The organism is Brevundimonas sp. T2-11 (assembly GCF_055397675.1).
The window spans coordinates 3125381-3144918 of the sequence record NZ_AP027920.1; the positions used below are offsets into that span (position 1 = coordinate 3125381).

The following is a 19538-nucleotide window of genomic DNA, read 5'->3' on the forward strand; positions in this document are numbered from 1 at the left end:
GTGAGCCTTAGCCGACCGCCGCGACGATCTTCTGGGCGGCGTCGTCGAGATCGTCGGCCGCCTGGATGGTCAGGCCGCTCTCGTTCAGGATCTTCTTGCCCAGCTCGGCGTTGGTGCCTTCCAGACGCACCACCAGCGGCACCTTCAGGCCCACTTCCTTGACGGCCGCGACCACGCCTTCGGCGATGACGTCGCACTTCATGATGCCGCCGAAGATGTTGACCAGGATGCCCTGGACGGCCGGGTCAGCGGTGATGATCTTGAAGGCCGCCGCGACCTTGTCCTTGCCAGCGCCGCCGCCGACGTCGCAGAAGTTGGCCGGCTCCTTGCCGTACAGCTTGATGATGTCCATGGTCGCCATGGCCAGGCCGGCGCCGTTGACCATGCAGCCGATGTTGCCGTCGAGGGCGACATAGGCCAGGTCCCATTCCGAGGCTTCGATTTCCTTGGCGTCTTCCTCGGTCTCGTCGCGCAGTTCCTTGATGTCGGGGTGACGGAACAGGGCGTTGCCGTCGAACGACACCTTGGCGTCCAGAACGCGCAGGTGGCCGTTTTCCATGACGATCAGCGGGTTCACTTCCAGCATGGCCATGTCCTTCTCGACGAAGGCTTTATACAGGGCCGGGAACAGCGACTTGCCGTCTTCGCGGGCGTCGCCTTCCAGCTTCAGCGCGTCCGACAGGGTGGCGCAGTCAGCTTCGGTCACGCCGGTCGTCGGGTCGATGACGACGGTGATGATCTTTTCCGGGGTGTCGTGGGCGACGGCTTCGATGTCCATGCCGCCTTCGGTCGAGACGACGAAGGAGATGCGGCCGTAGGCGCGGTCGACCAGGATCGACAGGTAGAGTTCGCGGGCGATGTCGGCGCCGTCTTCGATGTACAGGCGGTTGACCTGCTTGCCGGCGTCCGTGGTCTGAGCGGTGACCAGGGTGTTGCCCAGCATTTCCTTGGCGTTCTTGACCACGTCCTCGATCGAGAAGGCCAGGCGCACGCCGCCCTTGGCGTCAGCCGGCAGTTCCTTGAACTTGCCCTTGCCGCGGCCGCCGGCGTGGATCTGCGACTTCACCACATAGAGCGGGCCAGGCAGCTGCTTGGCGGCGGCTTCGGCCTGGTCAGCCGAGGTGATGGCGACGCCTTCGGCGACCGGAGCGCCAAAGGCCTTGAGAACCTGCTTGGCCTGATACTCGTGAATGTTCATGTCTGATCCGCGCCGTTGGGAGGAGGGTTGTGGAAACTTTGGTCGCGCTTATAGGCGTCGCGCCTTCGCCTGCGCAACCGCCCCCCTCCTTATGGCCGTCAGAGGCTTTTCCTATGGCCCAAGCTGGGCTGGATCAGTCGACCCAGTCCTTCTTCAGCGTGCGCGAGGCGCCGAACAGCAGGGCCGAGGACAGCAGATAGAAGCCCATGCCCGTATAGATGGCCCAGCGCAGGCTCTCTTCGCCAAAGGTCGGACGCAGCAGATCCGACATCCAGCCGAAGTAGTAGATGCCGACGGCGATCCCCAGCAGGTTGTTGATCAGCAGGAAGAGGGCCGAGGCCGTGGTGCGCATGGCCGGGGTTCCCAGATGCTGCACCGCCGCCGTGATCGGCCCCAGCCAGGTCAGGTTCAGGCCCGTCGGGATCAGGAAGATCAGGAAGGCCAGGGTCAGGGCCGCCGCCCCGTTGGGGTCAGCGCCCGGCATGGCGGCCCCGACCAGGGCGCCCGAATTCATCGCCAGCAGGAAGCAGGGCACCGAGATCAGGAAGGCGATGGCCGGCGTCAGCGGATAGGCGCCCTTGGATTTCTTGCCCAGACGGTCGGCCATGACCCCGCCCAGCCAGATGCCGGCCACGCCCCCGACCATGACGATGGCCGAATAGTACCAGGCCGTCTGCGACAGGGTCAGGCCGAAGCTGCGCATGAAGAAGCTGGGCAGCCAGGCGGCGACGCCGTAGCCGCACACCGAGGACGAGGCGGCGCCGAAGGCCAGCAGCCAGAAGCTCGGCTTGGGCGCCAGCGTCTTGAGCACCTCGCCGAAGGGCGGCGCCTTCTGCACCACGGGCGCGGCCTGTGGCGCGTCGGCGACAGGGGCGTCCAGCCCGCCGCGCTTCGGGTCCCTGACCGTCAGGCGCAGGATCGGCGCGACCAGAACGCCGAGAACGCCGACGACGATGAAGGCCGTGCGCCAGCCCCAGGTCGCCGCCAACAGGCCCCCGACCAGGGTGCCCGCCGCCATGCCCAGCGGAATGCCGAAGGCGTAGGCCGCCAGCGCCCGCGCGCGCTGCGACTTGGGGAAGTAGTCGGCGATCAGGGAATAGGCCGGGGCCACGCCGCCCGCCTCGCCGATGCCCACCCCCATGCGGCACAGGAACAGCGAGGCGAATCCGCCGGCCATGCCGCACAGGGCGGTGAAACCCGACCAGACGGTCAGGGCGGCGGTCATGATCCACACCCGGCTGAAGCGGTCGGCCAGCCAGGCGATCGGAATGGCCAGGGTGGAATAGAGCAGGGCGAAAGCCAGGCCGCCCAGCAGACCGAACTGGGTGTCCGACAGGCCGAACTCGGCCTTCAGCGGCGCCGCCAGGATGCCGATGATCTGACGATCCAGGAAGTTCAGCATGTAGATGAGGATCAGGATCCCCAGCACATAATAGCGATAGCCGGGGGAGACGGCCTTCTCGACAGCCTCCTTGGGCGCTGCGGCCTCGGACGTGGTCATGGCGTGCCCCCCTCGGGCTTGTTCTGTCTTGTTGAAGCGACGGTAGCGGCGCCGCTCGGCGACGCCAAAAGAAAAAGGGCGACGGTTCGCTCTGAACCGCCGCCCGCGATCAGATGATCAGGCGTTAGGGAGAAGGCTGGATCAATACTTGGCCGTGACCTTGATCATCCAGGTCCGCGGCGCGCCGTAGTAGGCGGTGCGGATGTTGCCGATGGAAGAGAATTCCTGGGCGTCGGTCTTGTAGACCTCGTCCGCCAGGTTCTGGCCGTACAGGCCGACGCTGTAGCGATCCGCCGCATCCGACCACACGACGCGGGCGTCGTAGAGCCAGTAGCTGTCCTGATACATGCCCGGCAGTTCGGTGTCGGTGTTGATGATGGTGTTGTCGACCGCCAGGGCCATGCGCGAGCGATACTTGGCCGCCGCGCCGAAGGTCACCGACGAACCGCCGTCCAGCGCCCACTCGTACTGACCGCCGACGCGCAGCGTCCACTTGGGCGAGAAGGCCGGATCCTGGAAGGCGCGGCTGCCGCCGAAGGCGGTGAAGCGCGCGTCGTTGAACTCCTTGTAGTCGGCCTCCAGGAAGCCGATCTGGGTGTCCAGTGTCAGACCGCGCACCGGCGCCAGAACGCCTTCGAGTTCGAAGCCGAAGATGTCCAGCGAACCGGCGTTGATGACCGAAAGGACCGGGGTGGGCACGCCGCCGCCCGGAGGGACCTCAATCCCCGAAACCCGCGCCTGGAAGTCGTCGTACTTGGTCATGAAGGCGGCCAGGTTCAGACGCAGGCGATTGTCCCAATACTGGGTCTTGGCCCCGACCTCGAAGCTGTCGGCCGTTTCCGGCTGATATTCGGTCGCCTCGGTCGCCGAGTTGGCGCGACCGTTGAATCCGCCCGACTTGAAGCCCTGCGAATAGCGCGCATAGACCATGGCGTCCGGCGACAGCTGATAGTCCGCCGACAGCATGATCGAGGTGTCTTCGTACTCGCCGGTGGGCGGGGCGAAGGCGTAGCTGGTGTTCAGCACCGGCACCGGCACGCCGCCGATCAGCATGGTGAAACTGCTGTCCACCGAGGTCAGGCGCGCATAGTCCTTCTCTTCCTTGGTGTAGCGCACCCCGGCCGACAGACGCAGGGCGTCGGTCACCGCATAGCTGACATTGGCGTAGGCGGCCTTGGAGGTCGTCTCCAGCGTATCGTCGATGTAGCGAATGAAGGTGGCGTTGCCGTAGAGCGGGCCCAGCAGGTCGTCGTTGTAGCTCTCCTGGTGCGAGGAGACGTCTTCCTTCAGATAGTAGAGACCGCCGACCGCCGTCAGCGGGCCGCTGTCATAGGTCAGCTGCAGCTCCTGGCTGGTCTGCTTCTGATCCACCGCCACCAGGGCATCGGCGATCTCCAGCTCGGTGGCGTCGAAGTCGATGTAGTCGTCGGTGTTCAGCTCGCGATAGCTGGTGATCGACTTCAGCGTCAGGGCGTCGGACAGGTCCCACGTCATGCGCAGCGCCGTGCCCCAGGTTTCCAGCCGGGTTTCGTTGGGCAGGCCCGGAGTGGTGCGCGTCTTGAAATCATACTCCGGCGCGGGCGTCGCCACCGGATAGGCCACCCCGTAGCCGAGGTAGGTCAGGCTGTTGGTCGCCTGGCCCACGGTCATGCCCGCGTCGTCCTTCGAATAGTCGACGTTCAGGTCGACGCGGAAGGTCGAGGTCGGGTCCCAGGCCAGGCTGGCGCGGGCGGCCGAGGTGTTCTTGTCATTGTATTCCGCGCCCGTGGCCGGATCGACGACATAGCCGCCGCGTTCCGAATGCAGGGCCGACAGACCCAGGGCCACGGTGTCGGTGACCGGCCCGGAAACCGCGCCCTGGAACTCCATCAGGTCGTAGTCGCCATAGGCGGCCGAGGCCCGGGCGCGGAAGGTCTGGCCCGGACGACGCGACACCAGCTTCATGGCGCCGCCGATAGTGTTCTTGCCGTAGAGGGTGCCTTGCGGGCCGCGCAGGATCTCGACGCGCTCCAGGTCCAGCAGGTCGAACTGGCTGCCGCGAATACGGCTGTAATAGACGTCGTCGACATAGACGCCGACGGCCGGGTCGAAGGTCTGCAGCGCGTCAGGCTGACCCACGCCGCGGATGTAGATATTGGTCGAGTTGGACGAACCACGGCCCTGGACCAGGTTCAGGTTCGGCACAGCCCCCTGCAGGTCCGTGACCTGTTGCGCGCCCGTGCGCTCCAGCGTCTCGCCGCTGAAGGCGGTCAGGGCCAGGGGGGTCTTCTGCGCCGATTCCTCGGAGCGGCGGGCGGTGACGATGATGTCCTCGACGCTCGAGGTCGGCTCCGCGTCCTGGGCGCGCGCATCCTGCGCATAGGCGGCCGAAGCGATCGCGCCCATGGCGGCGCCCGCCAGCAAGGCGGTCTTCACGAGTCTGTTCATTTGGATCCCAATCTCTGTTTCCAGCCCGATCGACGCTTTTATTCAGCGTTCAATGATTTTCATGGAACGTGCCGATCTTTCGCCCGCCTGTCAAACGGCCCCGCTGAAAACCACCGCAAATCGGACGCGCCTGTGGCGCCGTTGCACTGAAGGTGGAACCACGACTAGCTTGCGCGCATGAAAGCCGACGACGACCTCGCCCCGACCCTGCCGCCCGTCGCTGTCGCGCCGGCCCGGCGCGGGCGACCGAAGAAGACCAAGACCGCCGGAGCAGGCGAAACCCGCGAGGCCATCCTGAACGCGGCGGAGGATCTGTTTTCCAAGCACGGCTTCTATGGCGTCACCATCCGCGAGGTGGCGCGAGAGGCGGGCGTGGACACCGCCCTGGTCCACTACTACTTCGGGGCCAAGAAGGAGCTGTTCGACGCGGTCTTCACCCGCCGCGCCGAGGTCTGGAACAACGAGCGCGTCGCCGCCGTCGACCGCTACGCCGAGGCGGCCGGAAACGCCATGACCCTGGAGGGCCTGTTCGAGGCCTTCCTGCGTCCGCCCTTCCAGTGGTCGCTGAAGGGCGGACCGGGCTGGAAGCACTACGCCGCCCTGGTGGCCCAGACCAACGCCAACCCGGCCTTCGGCGGCGAGACCATGGCCCGCTATTTCGACCCGGCGATCCGCCGCCTGCTGGAGCTGGTCAAGCGCGTCCTGCCCGAGGCCGAGGAGACCGACCTCTACTGGGCCTATCACAACCTGTCGGGCGCCCTGACCCTGACGCTCGGCGAGACGGGACGTCTGGACCGCCTGTCCGGCGGCCTGTGCAAGTCCGGCGACCTGGACAGCGCCTGCGACTACATGGTGCGCTTCGCCGCCGCCGGCTTCCGCGCCGTCTGCGGTCCGACGCGCGCGTGACCGTTCGACTGGATTTCTCGCCAGGCTCCAGGGCGCGCGACTTCCTGCGCGGCCTGGCCGTGGCCGTGGGCGCCGGCGTCTTCCTGGCGCTCGGCGGCGCCTTCGGCTCGAACGGCGCGCCGCTGGCCCAGCGCCTGGCCTACTGGGTGCCCGTGCTCGTCGTCGGCGGTCTGTGGGGGCACCTGTGCAGCCTGCTGGTCGACCGGTTCATCGACGTGGACGCCCGTCCCTGGCTGGGCGCCGCCGCCCTGACCCTGGTCATCACCGGACCGTTGACCGTCATGATCTGGGCCTTGACCGGCCTGATGTTCGAGGGACGTCTGCGTCACGCCGACGACCTGCGCCATTTCTTCGCCCCGGTGGCCCTGATCACCGCCGTGCTCAGCATCCTGAACGTCTTCCTGGGCCGCAAGCAGCCGGTCGAAACCCACGCCGCCGCGCCCGGCGCCGCGCCCGCCCGCTTCCTCGAACGCCTGCCGCCGAAGCTGCGCGGCGCGCGCCTGATCGCGGTCCAGGCCGAAGACCATTACCTGCGTCTGCACACCGACCGCGGCTCGGACCTGATCCTGATGCGCCTGTCTGACGCCCTCGATGAACTGGAAGGTCTGGAAGGCGCCCAGACCCATCGCAGCTGGTGGGTGGCGAAAGACGCCGTCGCCGCCGTCGCCCGCGGCGACGGCCGCGCCGCCCTGACCCTGGACGGCGGCGGCGACCGCGAACTGATCGCCCCCGTCAGCCGCCGCTACGCCAAGGCGCTGCGAGAAGCGGGGTGGTGGTAGATCACAACGAACCGCTGCCTTGCGCTTCAGGCATTGCCCTCCTGCCAAGCTTCGCCGATGCTTGTTCGATCAAACCATACAGGGCGACAAGGACCGTGAACAAATGGCTCAGAAAGCTGTTCGGCAAAACCACGATTGATAGTCCTGAGAGCCGTCTTCTGACGCCGGACCGGACGTTGGACACAGCAATTCACGAAACATCCGTCGCCAGCACACCGCCCTTCGTCGCTCTGAACGAGCTTGAAGCTCTCCTGATCGCCGCCAGCACTGACCCCATGCAGCGCAGCGAGTTCCAAGACGTCATGCTGAAGTCAGACCTTCTGGCAGCGACGCCCGAGGCACACGACAGCAGCGGATGGCGGACCCTGAAAAAATCAGAGCGCGTATCCCTCCTGAACGTGCCTGCCCCGGACGGCTTGCCGGTAGCCGCCGTCTTCACCTCCGAGCAGAGGATCGTCGACGCCTTTGGAGCCGGGACCGGCTTTATCCAGATGAACGGAGCGGCTCTTCTCGAACTGGTCGCCGAAAGCGGCGCCTTCCTGAACCCCGGCTCCGCCTATGGCGTCCACTGGACCGCTGACCAGCTCAGCGCCGTCCTAGGCAAGCCGGTCAGGATCACCATCCAGAAGGACACGCAAGTCATGCTCGGAGCGCCCAAAGAGCGGCCAGAGGCGCTTCTGGACGCTCTGACCCGCTCCCTTTCCGCCGAGAACCGTATTCGTGAGGCCTGGCTTGCGCTCGCGCACTGGCCAGAAGAGGACAGGTGGTCTTGGTATCTGGACGTGAGAACCGCAATGCCAGGTGACGACGTCAGCGCCTTGCTCGCTGAGGCGTTCAAGCTCTCGAACCAAACGGGACTGACGCTCGATATGAGGGTCACGAACGAGAATGAAGCAGAGGGCCCAGGGATCCGATTGATCCCAGCCTCCACTCACTAACTCACACCCAGTTCCCGTGGAACGCCGCCGGCAGGGCCACGTCGGCGCGCCAGGTGGCGACCGGGCCGTCCTCGACGTGCATCAGGTCCAGGACATGCAGTTCGCTGACCCCGGCCTTCAGATTGATCGTCGGGCCGACCAGCCAGGCGTCGGCCTCGTGCGTCCCGCCGGGCTTGGGGACATAGACCATTTCGTCGGTCACATGGTCGGGACCGAAGTCGAAGGACCGGGTGCGGCCTGATCGCCAGTCCGTCACCCCGACGGCCGAGGCCAGGGGCCGATCGGCGCGCTCGCCCGTGGTGTGCAGGCTGAAACGGCGGGCCAGACCGGCGCGACGCGGGTCGCCGCGCGGGAACTCGCCGACCACCCCCGTGCGTTCCAGCCGGCCGCGCCCGCCCGTCTCCAGCACCACCATGGCCAGTTCGGCCGGGTCGTGGCCCAGGGGCACGCCGTTCAGCACCTCGTGGGCGCCGCGCGCGGCGAAATCCATGTCCTTGTGGGCGCACAGGTCGAGACGGATCGTGCCGTCCGCCTCCTCCCAGGCGTCGCCCGCGTGGAAGAAGCCGAAGGGCGGCAGCTCATAGATCCGGCGACGGGTCAGGTCGGCCTTGTCGACCACCAGCACCTGGGTCCCCGCCTGGGGCGTCCAGTCGAAGCCCGCCGACATGGGCATGGCGTTGCGCACATGGACCCAGGGCTGCAGGACGATGACCAGATGACGGGCCGTGGCGCTGAAGTCGTGGATATAGCTGGGGCGCGGCAGGGCGATCACCTCGGCGTCCTCCAGCGCGCCGTCCGCCGCCAGACGCCAGACCATGGCCTGCCTGCCGTTCACGCCCAGGTTCCAGATACGGCCGTCCGGCTCGATGCGCGGATGGGCCAGGAAGGGCATGTTCTTCAGATCAGGGCGCAGGGTCACGAAGTCCTCGGTCGCCAGGGTCTCGGGGTCCATGGCCAGGGGCGAGCCCGCCTCCCACAGGGCCCAGAGCTTGCCGCCGACCTTGTGCACCGAGGTGTTGGCCGGGCTGGCGTCGTCGGCCGAGCCGATGCGGGCGCGCGGGTCGCCCGTCGTGCCGAAGCCCGGCATCAGCATGGCCCCGACCTCGGTCTCCTGACGCCGCTTGGGCGTGTCGGCGAAGCGGGCGGCCAGGCTGGCCTGACCATCCTGCACCCGCCAGCGGCGGATCAGGCCGTCGCCGTCGAACCAGTGCTGGGACGAACCGCCCGGGCGACGGAACTTGGCCGGTCCGTTGCGATAGAGGCTGCCCGACAGGCCGGCGGGCGCCCGGCCGTGAACCAGACGCAGGGCGCGGGGGGCCACGTCCCCCTCCACGTCGGCGGTGGCCAGGGACCAGTCGGCGGTCGCCGCCATGGCTTGGGCGGCATAGGCCCGGTCGGGCGTCAGGACGCGGGCGGCGGCGAGCGCAGCGGCGCCCATGAACAGGGTGCGGCGGGTCGGGGTCATGACGGCCTCTTCGGACAGCAAGGCTTAGCGGATGCGGATGGTCTGGGCCGTGGCGCCGGAGACCTCGAAGCGGGCGCGGTCCCACTTGGCCGGCCCCATGTTGCCCACCGCATTATTGGAGAAGGCGAAGGGTTCGGTCGGCATGCCGAACGGGTTGACGTCCATCTTTCCGTTGCCGTTGAGGTCGTGGAAGGCCTTCATGCCATAGGCTCCGGCGGGCAGGTCGAACACCGCCTCGCGCTGGCCCGCCGCCACGTCCACCTGGGCCGCGCGCGCCGGCTGTCCGCCCTCGTAAGACGCCTCGCTGTCATAGAGGGCGACCAGGACCGCACCCGTCTCGGCGCCCGTCTCGAAGGTCAGAGTCAGGCGGTTGTCGGCGTTCTGCGCCAGGGCGGGGGCGGCGCAGGCCAGAGCGGCGAAGAAGGCGATAGAGCGGATCATGGCGGGTGTCCTTGAGGGGGTGGCGAAGAAGTCGCCCCCTCACTCCGACGCCCCGCCGCACCCCGCCAGCGGACTTGCGCCCTCAACCGCTTCGCCTTCGCCAACGACCACCGCCGACCGTTCGCGAAGCGCCAACAACCACCTGTCGCAGAGCCCGGTCGCGCCCCTGCGTCAGCAGCCCGGCTTGCCCCCCGCGCCGCATGGCCGTAAGTCGCAGAACCATGACCCAGACCGCCGCCGCAAGCGCCCCGCTGATCTGCCCCTCCATCCTCGCCAGCGACTTCGCCAAGCTGGGCGAAGAGGTTCGCGCCCTGGAGGCCGCGGGCGCGGACTGGATCCATGTCGACGTCATGGACGGCCACTTCGTGCCCAACCTGACCATCGGCCCGGACGTGGTGAAGGCCCTGCGGCCCCACACCAGCCTGCCGTTTGACGTCCACCTGATGGTCGCCCCGGTCGACAACTGGCTAGAGGCCTATCGCGCGGCCGGCGCTGACATCATGAGCGTCCACCCCGAAAGCGGCCCGCACGTGCACCGGACGCTGGGCCAGATCCGCCAGCTGGGCGCCAAGGCCGGCCTGGTCTTCAACCCGGCCACGCCGCTGAGCGTGCTGGAAGAGGCCGTCGACCTGGTCGATCTGGTGCTGATCATGTCGGTCAATCCCGGTTTCGGCGGTCAGAAGTTCATCGAGTCCTCGCTGAAGAAGATCGAGCGCGCCCGCGCCATCCTCGACCGCGCCGGGTCGAAAGCCCACCTGCAGGTCGACGGCGGCGTGGTCGCCGCCAACGCCGGCGCCTGCCTGTCCGCCGGGGCCGACGCCCTGGTCGCCGGCTCCTTCGTCTTCAAGGGCGGCCCGGACGCCTACGCCGCCAACATCCAGGCCCTGAAGGCCGCCGCCGCGTGAGCCCCCTCGGCCCCTTCGCCCCGCGCGAAACGGAAGGCGGCCTGACCGAGGGCCACATCCCCGGCCTCAAGGGCGCGCCGGTCCGCACTCCGGTGCGCGCCGCCGGCGGCCCCAAGGCCGACCCCGCCCTGTGGGCCGCCGTCGCCGGCCAGATGGCTGCGCGTCAGCTGTGGATCGAGCTCTACGGCCTGCCCGGCTATACGGTGACGCTCAAGGGCGCCCGCGCCGACGGCTTCGCCGTCAGCCCCCGCGACTTCCGCCCCCTGCGCGAAGAGGCCCCGCGCCCCCTGCTGTCGGGTCGCTTCACCCTGGCCGGGCTCAGCCTCGACGCCGAGGGGCCCGCCGACCTGTGGAACCGCCCCACCCCCAGCCGCGCCTTCGCCGTCGAACTGCACGCCTTCGCCTGGATGCCCGAGATGATGGCCCACGGCGATCGCGGCCTGCGCGAGGCCCTGGCCCTGACGCTCGCCTGGGACGACATCTTCAACCGCTGGTCGCCCTTCGCCTGGGACCCCGACATTCTGGCGCGGCGCACCTATCACCTGGCCTGCGCCGGGCGCCGTCTGGCGGGGGTGGCGACCGAGGCCGAGCGCCTGCGCCTGACCGACATCCTGGCGCGTCAGGCGCGTCAGTTGCTGCGTCCGCCCGGCGGCCTAATGGGCCGGGCCGAGCGCCTGACCGCCGCCGCCGTCGCCGGGTGCGCCCTGGCGGGCAAGGCCGGGGCCGGCGTCCGCCGCGCCGCCCTGAAGCGCCTGCCCGCGGCCCTGGAAGCCACCGTGGCCGCCGACGGCTGTCACGCCGCCCGTGCCCCGGAAATGGGTCTGGAGCTGCTGCTTGACCTGCTGACCCTGGACGACGCCCTGGCCCAGCTGTCGGAGCCGACGCCCGAGCCGGTCGCGGCCGCCATTTCGCGCCTGACCACCAGTCTTCGCGTCCTGGCCTTGCCCGACGGTCGTCTGGCCGCCTTTCAGGGCGGCGGGCCGTCGACGCCCGAGCGCGTCGCCGCCGCCCGCGCCCATGACGACACGCCCGCCCCGCCGGCCAGCGGCGCCGTCGGCGGTCTGGTGCGCATCTCCAGCCCCCTGCTGACCGTCATGGTCGACGTCGAGGCCCCGGCGCGCGGCGCCTGGTCGGCCGCCGCCTGCGGCCAGCCCGCCGCGCTGGAAGTCGTCTGCGGCCGCGACCGTCTGTTCACCTCGGCCGGATGGACGCCCCGCGCCCTGGACCGTCAGGCCCTGCGGCTGACGCCGGGCGCCTCGACGCTGACTCTTGGCGAACAGCCTCTTGGCGAGCCCCTGTCCGGCTGGAAGGCCGAGCTGCTGGGCCCGCGCCTGATCGGCCCGGCCCTGCACGTCACCCGCGACCACCGCGAAGGCGACGGCGCCGTCTGGCTGGAGGTCGAACACGACGGCTGGATGCCGCTCTACGGCCTGATGCATCAGCGCCGCCTCTATCTGGACCAGCGCCTCGACGAGCTGCGCGCCGAGGAGCGCCTGCATCCGCCCGAAGGCCGCCCCGACGTGACCCGGGCCATCGCCGCCCCCTACGCCCTGCGCTTCCAGCTGGAGCCCGGGGTTCAGGCCTCGCTGGCGCGCGACCGCCGCTCCATCCTGCTGCGCGGCCATTCGGGGCGTGGCTGGTGGTTCCGCAGCGACGGCCCCGACGTGGCCATCGAACCCGCCGTCCACGTCGACGAGGGCCTGACCCGGCGCTCCCTGCAGATCGTGGTCCGCGGCTCCGCCCGCACCGACGCCGACACCAAGATCCGTTGGAAGCTGAGCCCGGCCGGCGCGGCGGGCGACCCGCACTAGGGTTCGTCGAGGCGCTTCAGAAACGCCGCGACACTACCCTCTCCGTCATCCTCGGGCTTGACCCGAGGATCGGGCGCCAGTCCGAACAGACTGGGATCGAGATCATGCCACTCCGGGTTGGTCTTCTCGACCAGCTCCAGCTTCCATGTGCGGTTCCAAGCCTTCAGCGCCTTCTCGCGCCGGATCGCCTCGGTGACGAAGCCGTGCGGCTCGTACCAGACCAGGGTCTTGCAGCCGTAGCGGTGGGCGAAGCCCTCGATGCGATCCTCGGGTCAAGCCCGAGGATGACGGAAGGGTGGGCCTTGAGTCGGGCCAAGGGCTGACGCCGCGCCCCGATGGTGCTAGAGGCCGCGCCATCTCCCCGCCCCAGCTGTTAACGGACGCCGCCCATGCCCGCCGCTCCCGACTTTCCGCCCGCCCCGGACGCGATCAAACCTGTCCGCGCCCTGATCTCATTGTCGGACAAGGCGGGGCTGGAGGATGCGGCGCGCACCCTGGCCGGTCTCGGCGTCGAACTGGTCTCGACCGGCGGCACCAAGGCGGCGATCGCGGGCTTCGGCCTGCCGGTCAAGGACGTGGCTGATCTCACCGGCTTCCCGGAAATGATGGACGGCCGGGTCAAGACCCTGCACCCCGTGGTGCACGGCGGCCTGCTGGGCGTGCGCAACGCCCCGGCTCACGCCGCCGCCATGACCGAGCACAATATCGGCGCCATCGATATCGTCTGGATCGACCTCTATCCGTTCGAAAAGACGGTGGAGTCCGGCGGCGGTTTTGAAGCGGCCATCGAAAACATCGACATCGGCGGCCCGGCCATGATCCGCTCCGGCTCCAAGAACCACGGCCACGTCGCCGTCGCCGTCGACGCGGAAAGCATCGGCCTGATCGTCGAAGCCCTGAAGGCCGACGGTTCGACCACCCTGGCGCTGCGCAAGCAGCTGGCCGCCCGCGCCTTCGCCCGCACCGCCGCCTATGACGCCGCCGTGTCCGGCTGGTTCGCGGCTCAGCTGAACGACGCCGCCCCGGCCCGCAAGTCGATCGCCGGTTCTCTGGCCCAGATCCTGCGCTATGGCGAGAACCCGCACCAGACCGGCGCCTTCTACCGCACCGGCGAGCGCCGTCCGGGCGTGGCCTACGCCACCCAGATCCAGGGCAAGGAGCTGGGCTACAACAACATCGCCGACGCCGACGCCGCCTATGAGCTGGTCGCCGAGTTCGAGGCCCCGGCCTGCGTCATCGTCAAGCACGCCAACCCCTGCGGCGTGGCCGTCGGCAAGGATCTGTCGGAAGCCTACGCCCGCGCGCTGGAATGCGACGCCGTCTCGGCCTTCGGCGGCGTCATCGCCGTCAACCGCCCGCTGAACGGCGAGGACGCCCGCGCCATCACCGGCATCTTCACCGAGGTCGTCATCGCGCCGGGCGCCGACGAGGAGGCCAAGGCCGTCTTCGCCGCCAAGAAGAACCTGCGCCTGCTGATCACCGACGGCCTGCCCGACCCGCACGGCGCGGGCGAGGTGTTCCGCTCGGTCGCCGGCGGCTTCCTGGTCCAGTCGCGCGACCGCTCGCTGATCAAGCCGTCCGACCTGAAGATCGTCACGCGCCGCCAGCCGACGCCGACCGAGATCCAGGACATGCTGTTCGCCTTCACCGTGGCCAAGCACGTCAAGTCCAACGCCATTGTTTACGCCAAGGACGGCCAGACGGCGGGCATCGGCGCCGGCCAGATGAACCGCCGCGACAGCGCCCGCATCGCCGCCATCCGCGCCAGGGAAGCGGGCGAGGCCAAGGGTCTGGCCCACTCGCTGGCCGAGGGTTCGGCCTGCGCGTCTGAAGCCTTCTTCCCCTTCGCCGACGGCCTGTTGGAAGCCGTCGCGGCCGGCGCCACGGCGGTGATCCAGCCGGGCGGCTCGATCCGCGACGAGGAGGTCATCGCCGCCGCCGACGAACGCGGCATCGCCATGGCCTTCACGGGCGTGCGCGTCTTCCGGCACTAGGCATGAAGAGCGCTAACGCGGGCGACGCGGTCGCCCGCTGCTTGAGCGCAAAAAAAGAGGGCGCCGCCGGTCATGGCGGCGTCCTTTTTCATGGCTGCTTTTTTGCGCCGCACATTCAACTCCGCTCATCCCGACGTCCGCCGGGGTGAGCGGGAGATGGAACATCAGTCCTCGATCACCTCGTGCGATCCGGCGCGGCCCAGGCGCCAGTAGCCGGCGACCTTCATCCATTTCTGGTTGAACGGCCGGGCGGCCAGCAGGGCCGCGCGCATCGATCGCGCGACCGAGGATTCGCAGGCGACCCAGACATAGGCGTCGGCCGGATCAATCCTTTTCGCCGCCGCGACCGCCGCCGTCGTCAGAGCCTCGGCCCGACCACGCGGCCCGCCCTTGCGGTGCACCCAGACGATCTCGACCTCGGCGGCGCTGGCTAGCTGCAGTTCGCCCGCCGCATCATTGACCTCGATGCAGGCGATGACCCGCGCTCCGGCCGGCAGTTCCTCCAGCCGCCGGGCGATGGCGGGGATGGCCGCCTCGTCGCCGACCAGCAAGTGCTGCGAAAAACTGGTGGGGATCAGGAAGGAGCCGCGCGGGCCGCCCAGTCCCAGTTCGTCTCCGATCCGGACGTCCTCGGCCCAGGCCGTGGCCGGCCCCCCGTGACCGACCGCGAAGTCGATGGTCAGCCGCCGGTTGGCCGCGTCGTAAGCGCGCGGAGTGTAGTCGCGCGCCACGGGCCTGGGATCGGGAAACACAGGACCGTCCGGCCCTGCGGTCGGCAGGACCACCGGCTGACCGCGCGGGGTCGGAAAGATCTTCACATGGTCGTCGAAGCCGGGGCTGAAGAAGCCCTCCAGCTCCTCGCCGGTCAGGACGATGCGCTTCAGCACCGGCGTCAGCTGTTCGACCGCCTCCACGCGGGCGCGACGGAACTTCAGCTCATGGCGGACCCGACGGGGTTGCCGCAGATGCGTCTCGTTCATGCCTGACGCACCTTTTCTGCGGCGGCTTCCAGCAGGTCGGCGATGGCCTCGACCTGGCCCTCCGTCAGCGGCGGCTCCTGGGTCAGGCGCAGATGGGTGGCGTTGCGCAGGGCCTCGATGGCCTGGGCGATGCGCGCCGGTCGATCGGGGCGCCCCCGCAGGGCCTTCATCTTCATGTCGATGTGGGCCAGGGCCTCCGCGTTCTCCGTCAGCAGGTGCCGCCCCTCGTCGGTGATCGCATAGCGCTTCTTGCCGCCCTCGGCCGCCACGCTGACCGCGCCCATGTCCTCCAGCAGCGCGAGGCTGGGATAGATGACGCCGGGGCTGGGGGCGTAGGTCCCGCCCATGCGGCTTTCGATGCCCTTGATCAGTTCATAGCCGTGGCTCGGCTTGTCGGCGATCATCGACAGCAGCACCCAGCGCAGGGCGCCATGTTCGAACATGCGTCCGCCGCCACGTCGTCCGTGCCGCCCGCCGCGCATCCGGCCTTCGCCGCCCATGCCGGGGCCGTCCCGTCCCTCGGGCCGCATGTGACGGCCGTGACCGCCCCGGCCGAAGCCGTGACCATGACCCATCCCGTGGCCGCCATGGCGGCCACGCCCAAAGCCGCCGCCCGTCTTCTCGATCCCCTTGGATCCTCTCATTATCGCTTCTCTCTGCTTCACTTAGACATATCGAACTGACGCATAGATATATCGATATATCGAAACTGCAAGACCCCTTCCCTCAGGACCACGAGTCTTTAAAGCTGCGCCTATGGATACGCTCGACGCCCGCTGGGCCCTGCTGGAACCGCACACGACCGTGGTCGGGCCCGACGACGATCGGCCGCGTCCGGCGGTGCTGCTGTTCCACGGCTGCGGCGGTTTGCGCGACCACCTCCCGCGCTACGCCGAGGCGGCCAGGGCGGCGGGCTGGCGCGCCTTCATCGTCGATTCCTACGGGCCGCGCGGCTGGAACCGGGCCTTCACCCTAACCACGGTCTGCACCGGCTTGGTGCTGCGCGGCTACGAGCGGGCGGGCGACCTGCTTGCCACGATCAAGGGTGTCTCACAGCGCCCCGACGTCGATCCCGCCATGCTGTCGCTGGCCGGCTGGAGCCACGGCGGCTGGTCGATCATGGAGATGATGAGCGAGGACCCGCAGCCGGGCCGCCTGGGCGTGGCCAATCCCGGGGATTGCGATCTTTCAGGGGTCAAGGCGGTCTGGCTGGCCTACCCCTACATCGGCGCCTGGGCCTTCAACCGGATGAAGCCGTGGCGGCACTGCCCGCGCGTTCTGGCCATGACGGCCAAGCGCGATCACCTGACCACCGTGTCGAACGCCGAGCGGGTCAACGCCATGATCCGCAACTGCGGCTCGCAGGTCGAAAGCTGGGTCGCCGACGGCACCCACGCCTTCGATGAGCCGACCAGCAACGGCCCGATGCGCCATCACCCCGAGCTGACGCTGGAGGCCCTGCGCCGCTTCACCGCCTTCCTGAAAGACGTCGCCCCCGACCACTGAAAACAAATTCAGGCCCACGCCTTGACGCACGCCCCATCACGTAACAATTGAAGTTACATGAAACGCGACTCCCGCCTGTCCAACATCCTCCACGCCCTGCTGCACATGGCCGAGCACGAGCAGCGTCATGGCCAGCCCATGACCTCGGACCTGCTGGCTGCCTGCCTGTCGACCAATCCCGTCGTCGTCCGCCGCACCATGGCGGGCCTGCGCGAACAGGGCCTGGTCGTATCCGAGAAGGGTCACGGCGGCGGCTGGCGTCTGGCCCGACCGCTGGATGGGGTCACCCTGGGTCAGGTCCACGCCGCGCTCGGCGAACCCGGCCTGCTGCCCGAGGCGCCGCCGGTCGAGGCCGAAGGCTGCCTGATCGAGGCCGCCGTCAACGAGGCCCTGTCCGACACCTACGCCGCCGCGCGCGCCCTGCTCGCGGCCCGGCTGGACTCCATCACCCTGGCCGATCTGGCGGCGGACTTCTCGCGCCGGCTGGCCGCCCATCCCAAGAAAGACCTGCTCCATGCGCACCAGCGAAAATCCGATGCCTCATGACGCCGTCGTCATCGGCGGCTCCTACGCCGGCCTGTCCGCCGCCCTGCAACTGGTGCGGGCGCGCCGTCGGGTTCTGGTCATCGACGACGCCCGGCCGAGAAACCGCTTCGCCGCCCGCGCCCACGGCGTCCTGAGCAACGACGGCCGTCCGGGGACCGAGATCGCCGCCGCCGCCCGCGCCCAGGTCGCCGCCTATCCCACCGCCGCCTTCCGCATGGCCGAGGCCGTGGACGTCGAACGGATCGACGGCGGCTTTTCAGTCGCCTTCGCCGACGGCACACGCACAATGGGCCGCCGTCTGATCCTGACCCACGGGGTCGAGGACGTCCTGCCCGACCTTCCGGGCGTGAAGGAACGCTGGGGCCGAACCGCCCTGCACTGCCCGTGGTGTCACGGCTATGAGATCGGCGGCGGACCGATCGGCGTCCTCGGGCGCGGCGACCATGCGGTCCAGTATGCGATGATCGTCGCCGAATGGGGCCAGACGGTTCTGTTCATCGACCCGGCGCGACTGGGTGAAGACGACGCCCGCCTGCTGGCCCGTCGCGGCGTCACGATCGAGCCCACGCCCCTCGAACGTCTGGAGGGCGAGGCGCCCACCCTGACCGGGGCGCGACTGAGGGACGGGCGGTTCGTCCCGCTGAAGGCCGTCTTCGTCGGCGCCCAGGTGCGTCAGGCCAACGGCTTCGCCGAAAGCCTGGGCTGCGAGATGAGCGACAGCCCCATGGGCCGCATCGTCAAGGTCGACGCCCAGCAGCAGACCAGCCAGCCGGGCGTCTTCGCCGCCGGTGACCTGGCGCGGCCGGCGGGCAACATCACCCTGGCGACGACGGACGGCATGGTCGCCGCCCACGCCGCCTTCCGCTCCCTGATCGAGGAGGAGACGGCCTGAGCCTTCAGGCGATACGGGCCGTGACCGTGATCTCGGACCGCACCGAATGGGCCATGTCGCAGTGCTCGTGCGCGGCGTGGTGCAGGGCGTCCAGTTCGGCCTGATCGGGCTGGCGGCCCGTAAAGCGGGTCACCGGATTGAGGGCGACGCGGGCCAGATAGCGCTTGCCCGCCTCGTTCTTGTCCAGCTCGCCCGAGGCCTCGTCCAGATAGCGGTCGACCACCAGGCCGGCGTTGGCGGCGAAGGCCAGGAACCACAACATGTGGCAGCTGGACAGCGAGGCGATCATGGCCTCCTCCGGGTCCACGCCCGCCGGGTCCGACATCGGGATCGGCACGCCCGCCGGCGACGAGGAGCCGGGCACCACCGCCCCGCCGTCGAAGCGCCAGACATGGGCGCGGCTGTATCGCTTGTCGACGAAGGCCTGATCGCCCCGCGTCCATTCCACCGTCGCGCCGTGTCCGCTCATGTCTCGTCTCCTCTAGGTCTCGCCCAACGAGGTATAGATCATGCGCGCCCGCGTCTGGAATCCCAGCCCCCGATAGAAGGCGATCGTCGCTTCGTGATCAGCGAAGGCGTGCAGGAAGGCCGTCTCCCCCGTCGCCAGAATCTCACCGACCACCACGCGCGACAGGGCTGCCGCGTAACCCTTGCCGCGATGATCCGGGTGGGTGCAGACCCCGCTCAGCTCGGTGAAACCGTCCACCCGCAGTCGTCGTCCCGCCATGGCGACCAGTTCGCCGTCCTGCCTGATCCCGACGAAGGGGCCCAGTTCGCGGGTCCTGGAACGGAAGGGACCGGGTTTCGTCAACGTGGCCAGCGCCAGCATGGCGGGGGCGTCCGCCTCTCCCAGTTCCTCGATCACGCCATCCAGTTGCGCGGCGCCCGGCCCGACCGGCGTCAGGGCCGTCGCCGTCATCTGCACGAGGGCGACCTGAGCGGCCACCGGCACGCCGTCGGGCAGGACCCCGGCCATCGGTCCGTCCTCACGTTCGACCAGTCCCGCGCCGGGATAGCGTCGCGCCAGGACGCCGAGCGCCTCGCGACTGGCCGCGCTGTCGTCCGCCGCCGCCAGAAAGACGCCGACCTCGGGGTCGAGGCGCGCGGCCAGCCCCCCGGAATCAGGCGTGGCAAGCCGCGACAGGCGGGTCGTCAGGGCGTTGAAAACGGCGCGATCAAGAGGATGGGTCATGACCGGTGATCTAGGCGCGAAGGCCCCGTCGCGAAACCCGCGACAGGGCCGTCACAT

At 69.2% G+C, this 19538-nt stretch carries 18 protein-coding genes; 9 read left to right on the forward strand and 9 right to left on the reverse strand.

The genetic code is table 11. The features are described 5' to 3' along the window. Nucleotides 1-7 precede the first annotated feature (7 nt). From sucC to ACZ5XO_RS15060, 3 genes are all read right to left on the reverse strand, one after another. Nucleotides 8-1198 (reverse strand): ADP-forming succinate--CoA ligase subunit beta, encoded by a 1191-nt coding sequence (gene sucC / locus ACZ5XO_RS15050; protein WP_464163196.1) that lies wholly within the window; start codon nt 1196-1198, stop codon nt 8-10. Nucleotides 1199-1331: 133 nt separating this feature from the next. Beyond that, entirely contained in the window at nt 1332-2699 is a 1368-nt protein-coding gene (locus tag ACZ5XO_RS15055) for a spinster family MFS transporter (protein WP_464163197.1), read from the reverse strand. 141 nt (nt 2700-2840) lie between these two features. Further along, complete coding sequence (locus ACZ5XO_RS15060; RefSeq protein WP_464163198.1) at nt 2841-5126, reverse strand: TonB-dependent receptor; 2286 nt, start codon at nt 5124-5126, stop codon at nt 2841-2843. A 177-nt stretch (nt 5127-5303) separates the two neighbouring features. Here ACZ5XO_RS15060 and ACZ5XO_RS15065 point away from each other — a divergent pair, with 177 nt between their 5' ends. The 3 genes from ACZ5XO_RS15065 to ACZ5XO_RS15075 all read left to right on the forward strand — a co-directional run bounded on the left by ACZ5XO_RS15065 (nt 5304) and on the right by ACZ5XO_RS15075 (nt 7749). Continuing rightward, the gene (locus tag ACZ5XO_RS15065; RefSeq protein WP_464163199.1) at nt 5304-6032 is read left to right on the forward strand and encodes a TetR/AcrR family transcriptional regulator; all 729 of its coding nucleotides are present in this window, start codon (nt 5304-5306) and stop codon (nt 6030-6032) included. After that, a complete protein-coding gene (locus ACZ5XO_RS15070) occupies nt 6029-6811 on the forward strand; it encodes a LytTR family DNA-binding domain-containing protein (RefSeq protein ID WP_464163200.1) in 783 nt (260 codons plus the stop codon). The genes ACZ5XO_RS15065 and ACZ5XO_RS15070 overlap by 4 nt, the downstream gene beginning before the upstream one ends. A gap of 95 nt (nt 6812-6906) precedes the next feature. Next, nucleotides 6907-7749 carry an enhanced serine sensitivity protein SseB C-terminal domain-containing protein gene (locus ACZ5XO_RS15075; RefSeq protein ID WP_464163201.1) on the forward strand — a complete coding sequence of 281 codons (843 nt, stop codon included), beginning with the start codon at nt 6907-6909 and terminating at the stop codon, nt 7747-7749. A 1-nt stretch (nt 7750) separates the two neighbouring features. Here the strand turns inward: ACZ5XO_RS15075 and ACZ5XO_RS15080 are convergent, their stop codons facing one another. Both ACZ5XO_RS15080 and ACZ5XO_RS15085 read right to left on the reverse strand, forming a co-directional pair. Then, a complete protein-coding gene (locus tag ACZ5XO_RS15080) occupies nt 7751-9214 on the reverse strand; it encodes a carotenoid oxygenase family protein (protein WP_464163202.1) in 1464 nt (487 codons plus the stop codon). A gap of 24 nt (nt 9215-9238) precedes the next feature. After that, complete coding sequence (locus ACZ5XO_RS15085) at nt 9239-9655, reverse strand: DUF2141 domain-containing protein (protein ID WP_464163203.1); 417 nt, start codon at nt 9653-9655, stop codon at nt 9239-9241. Nucleotides 9656-9876: 221 nt separating this feature from the next. Here ACZ5XO_RS15085 and rpe point away from each other — a divergent pair, with 221 nt between their 5' ends. From rpe to purH, 3 genes are all read left to right on the forward strand, one after another. Continuing rightward, a complete protein-coding gene (gene rpe / locus ACZ5XO_RS15090) occupies nt 9877-10560 on the forward strand; it encodes a ribulose-phosphate 3-epimerase (protein WP_296176853.1) in 684 nt (227 codons plus the stop codon). Further along, the gene (locus ACZ5XO_RS15095) at nt 10557-12371 is read left to right on the forward strand and encodes a heparinase II/III family protein (protein ID WP_464163204.1); all 1815 of its coding nucleotides are present in this window, start codon (nt 10557-10559) and stop codon (nt 12369-12371) included. Before rpe ends, ACZ5XO_RS15095 begins: the two co-directional genes overlap by 4 nt. Nucleotides 12372-12760: 389 nt before the next feature. Beyond that, nucleotides 12761-14365, forward strand: coding sequence for a bifunctional phosphoribosylaminoimidazolecarboxamide formyltransferase/IMP cyclohydrolase (gene purH / locus ACZ5XO_RS15100; protein ID WP_464163205.1), 1605 nt, complete (start codon nt 12761-12763; stop codon nt 14363-14365). Between the two features lie 164 nt (nt 14366-14529). Here purH and ACZ5XO_RS15105 read toward each other — a convergent pair whose 3' ends face one another. Further along, on the reverse strand, nt 14530-15345 hold the full coding sequence (locus ACZ5XO_RS15105) for a siderophore-interacting protein (RefSeq protein ID WP_464163206.1): 816 nt from the start codon (nt 15343-15345) through the stop codon (nt 14530-14532). After that, on the reverse strand, nt 15342-15989 hold the full coding sequence (locus ACZ5XO_RS15110; protein WP_464163207.1) for a PadR family transcriptional regulator: 648 nt from the start codon (nt 15987-15989) through the stop codon (nt 15342-15344). The genes ACZ5XO_RS15105 and ACZ5XO_RS15110 overlap by 4 nt, the downstream gene beginning before the upstream one ends. Nucleotides 15990-16101: 112 nt before the next feature. Here ACZ5XO_RS15110 and ACZ5XO_RS15115 point away from each other — a divergent pair, with 112 nt between their 5' ends. From ACZ5XO_RS15115 to ACZ5XO_RS15125, 3 genes are read left to right on the forward strand one after another with little or no spacing between them, the layout of a single operon-like run. After that, nucleotides 16102-16851 (forward strand): dienelactone hydrolase family protein, encoded by a 750-nt coding sequence (locus ACZ5XO_RS15115; protein ID WP_464163208.1) that lies wholly within the window; start codon nt 16102-16104, stop codon nt 16849-16851. A gap of 57 nt (nt 16852-16908) precedes the next feature. Then, the gene (locus tag ACZ5XO_RS15120; protein WP_464163209.1) at nt 16909-17397 is read left to right on the forward strand and encodes an Rrf2 family transcriptional regulator; all 489 of its coding nucleotides are present in this window, start codon (nt 16909-16911) and stop codon (nt 17395-17397) included. After that, nucleotides 17366-18289 (forward strand): NAD(P)/FAD-dependent oxidoreductase, encoded by a 924-nt coding sequence (locus ACZ5XO_RS15125; RefSeq protein WP_464163210.1) that lies wholly within the window; start codon nt 17366-17368, stop codon nt 18287-18289. Before ACZ5XO_RS15120 ends, ACZ5XO_RS15125 begins: the two co-directional genes overlap by 32 nt. Before the next feature lie 4 nt (nt 18290-18293). On the opposite strand, the gene ACZ5XO_RS15130 is transcribed toward ACZ5XO_RS15125, so the two are convergent. After that, the gene (locus ACZ5XO_RS15130) at nt 18294-18758 is read right to left on the reverse strand and encodes an OsmC family protein (RefSeq protein ID WP_464163211.1); all 465 of its coding nucleotides are present in this window, start codon (nt 18756-18758) and stop codon (nt 18294-18296) included. A 12-nt stretch (nt 18759-18770) separates the two neighbouring features. After that, complete coding sequence (locus tag ACZ5XO_RS15135; protein WP_464163212.1) at nt 18771-19481, reverse strand: GNAT family N-acetyltransferase; 711 nt, start codon at nt 19479-19481, stop codon at nt 18771-18773. Nucleotides 19482-19538: the final 57 nt, after the last annotated feature.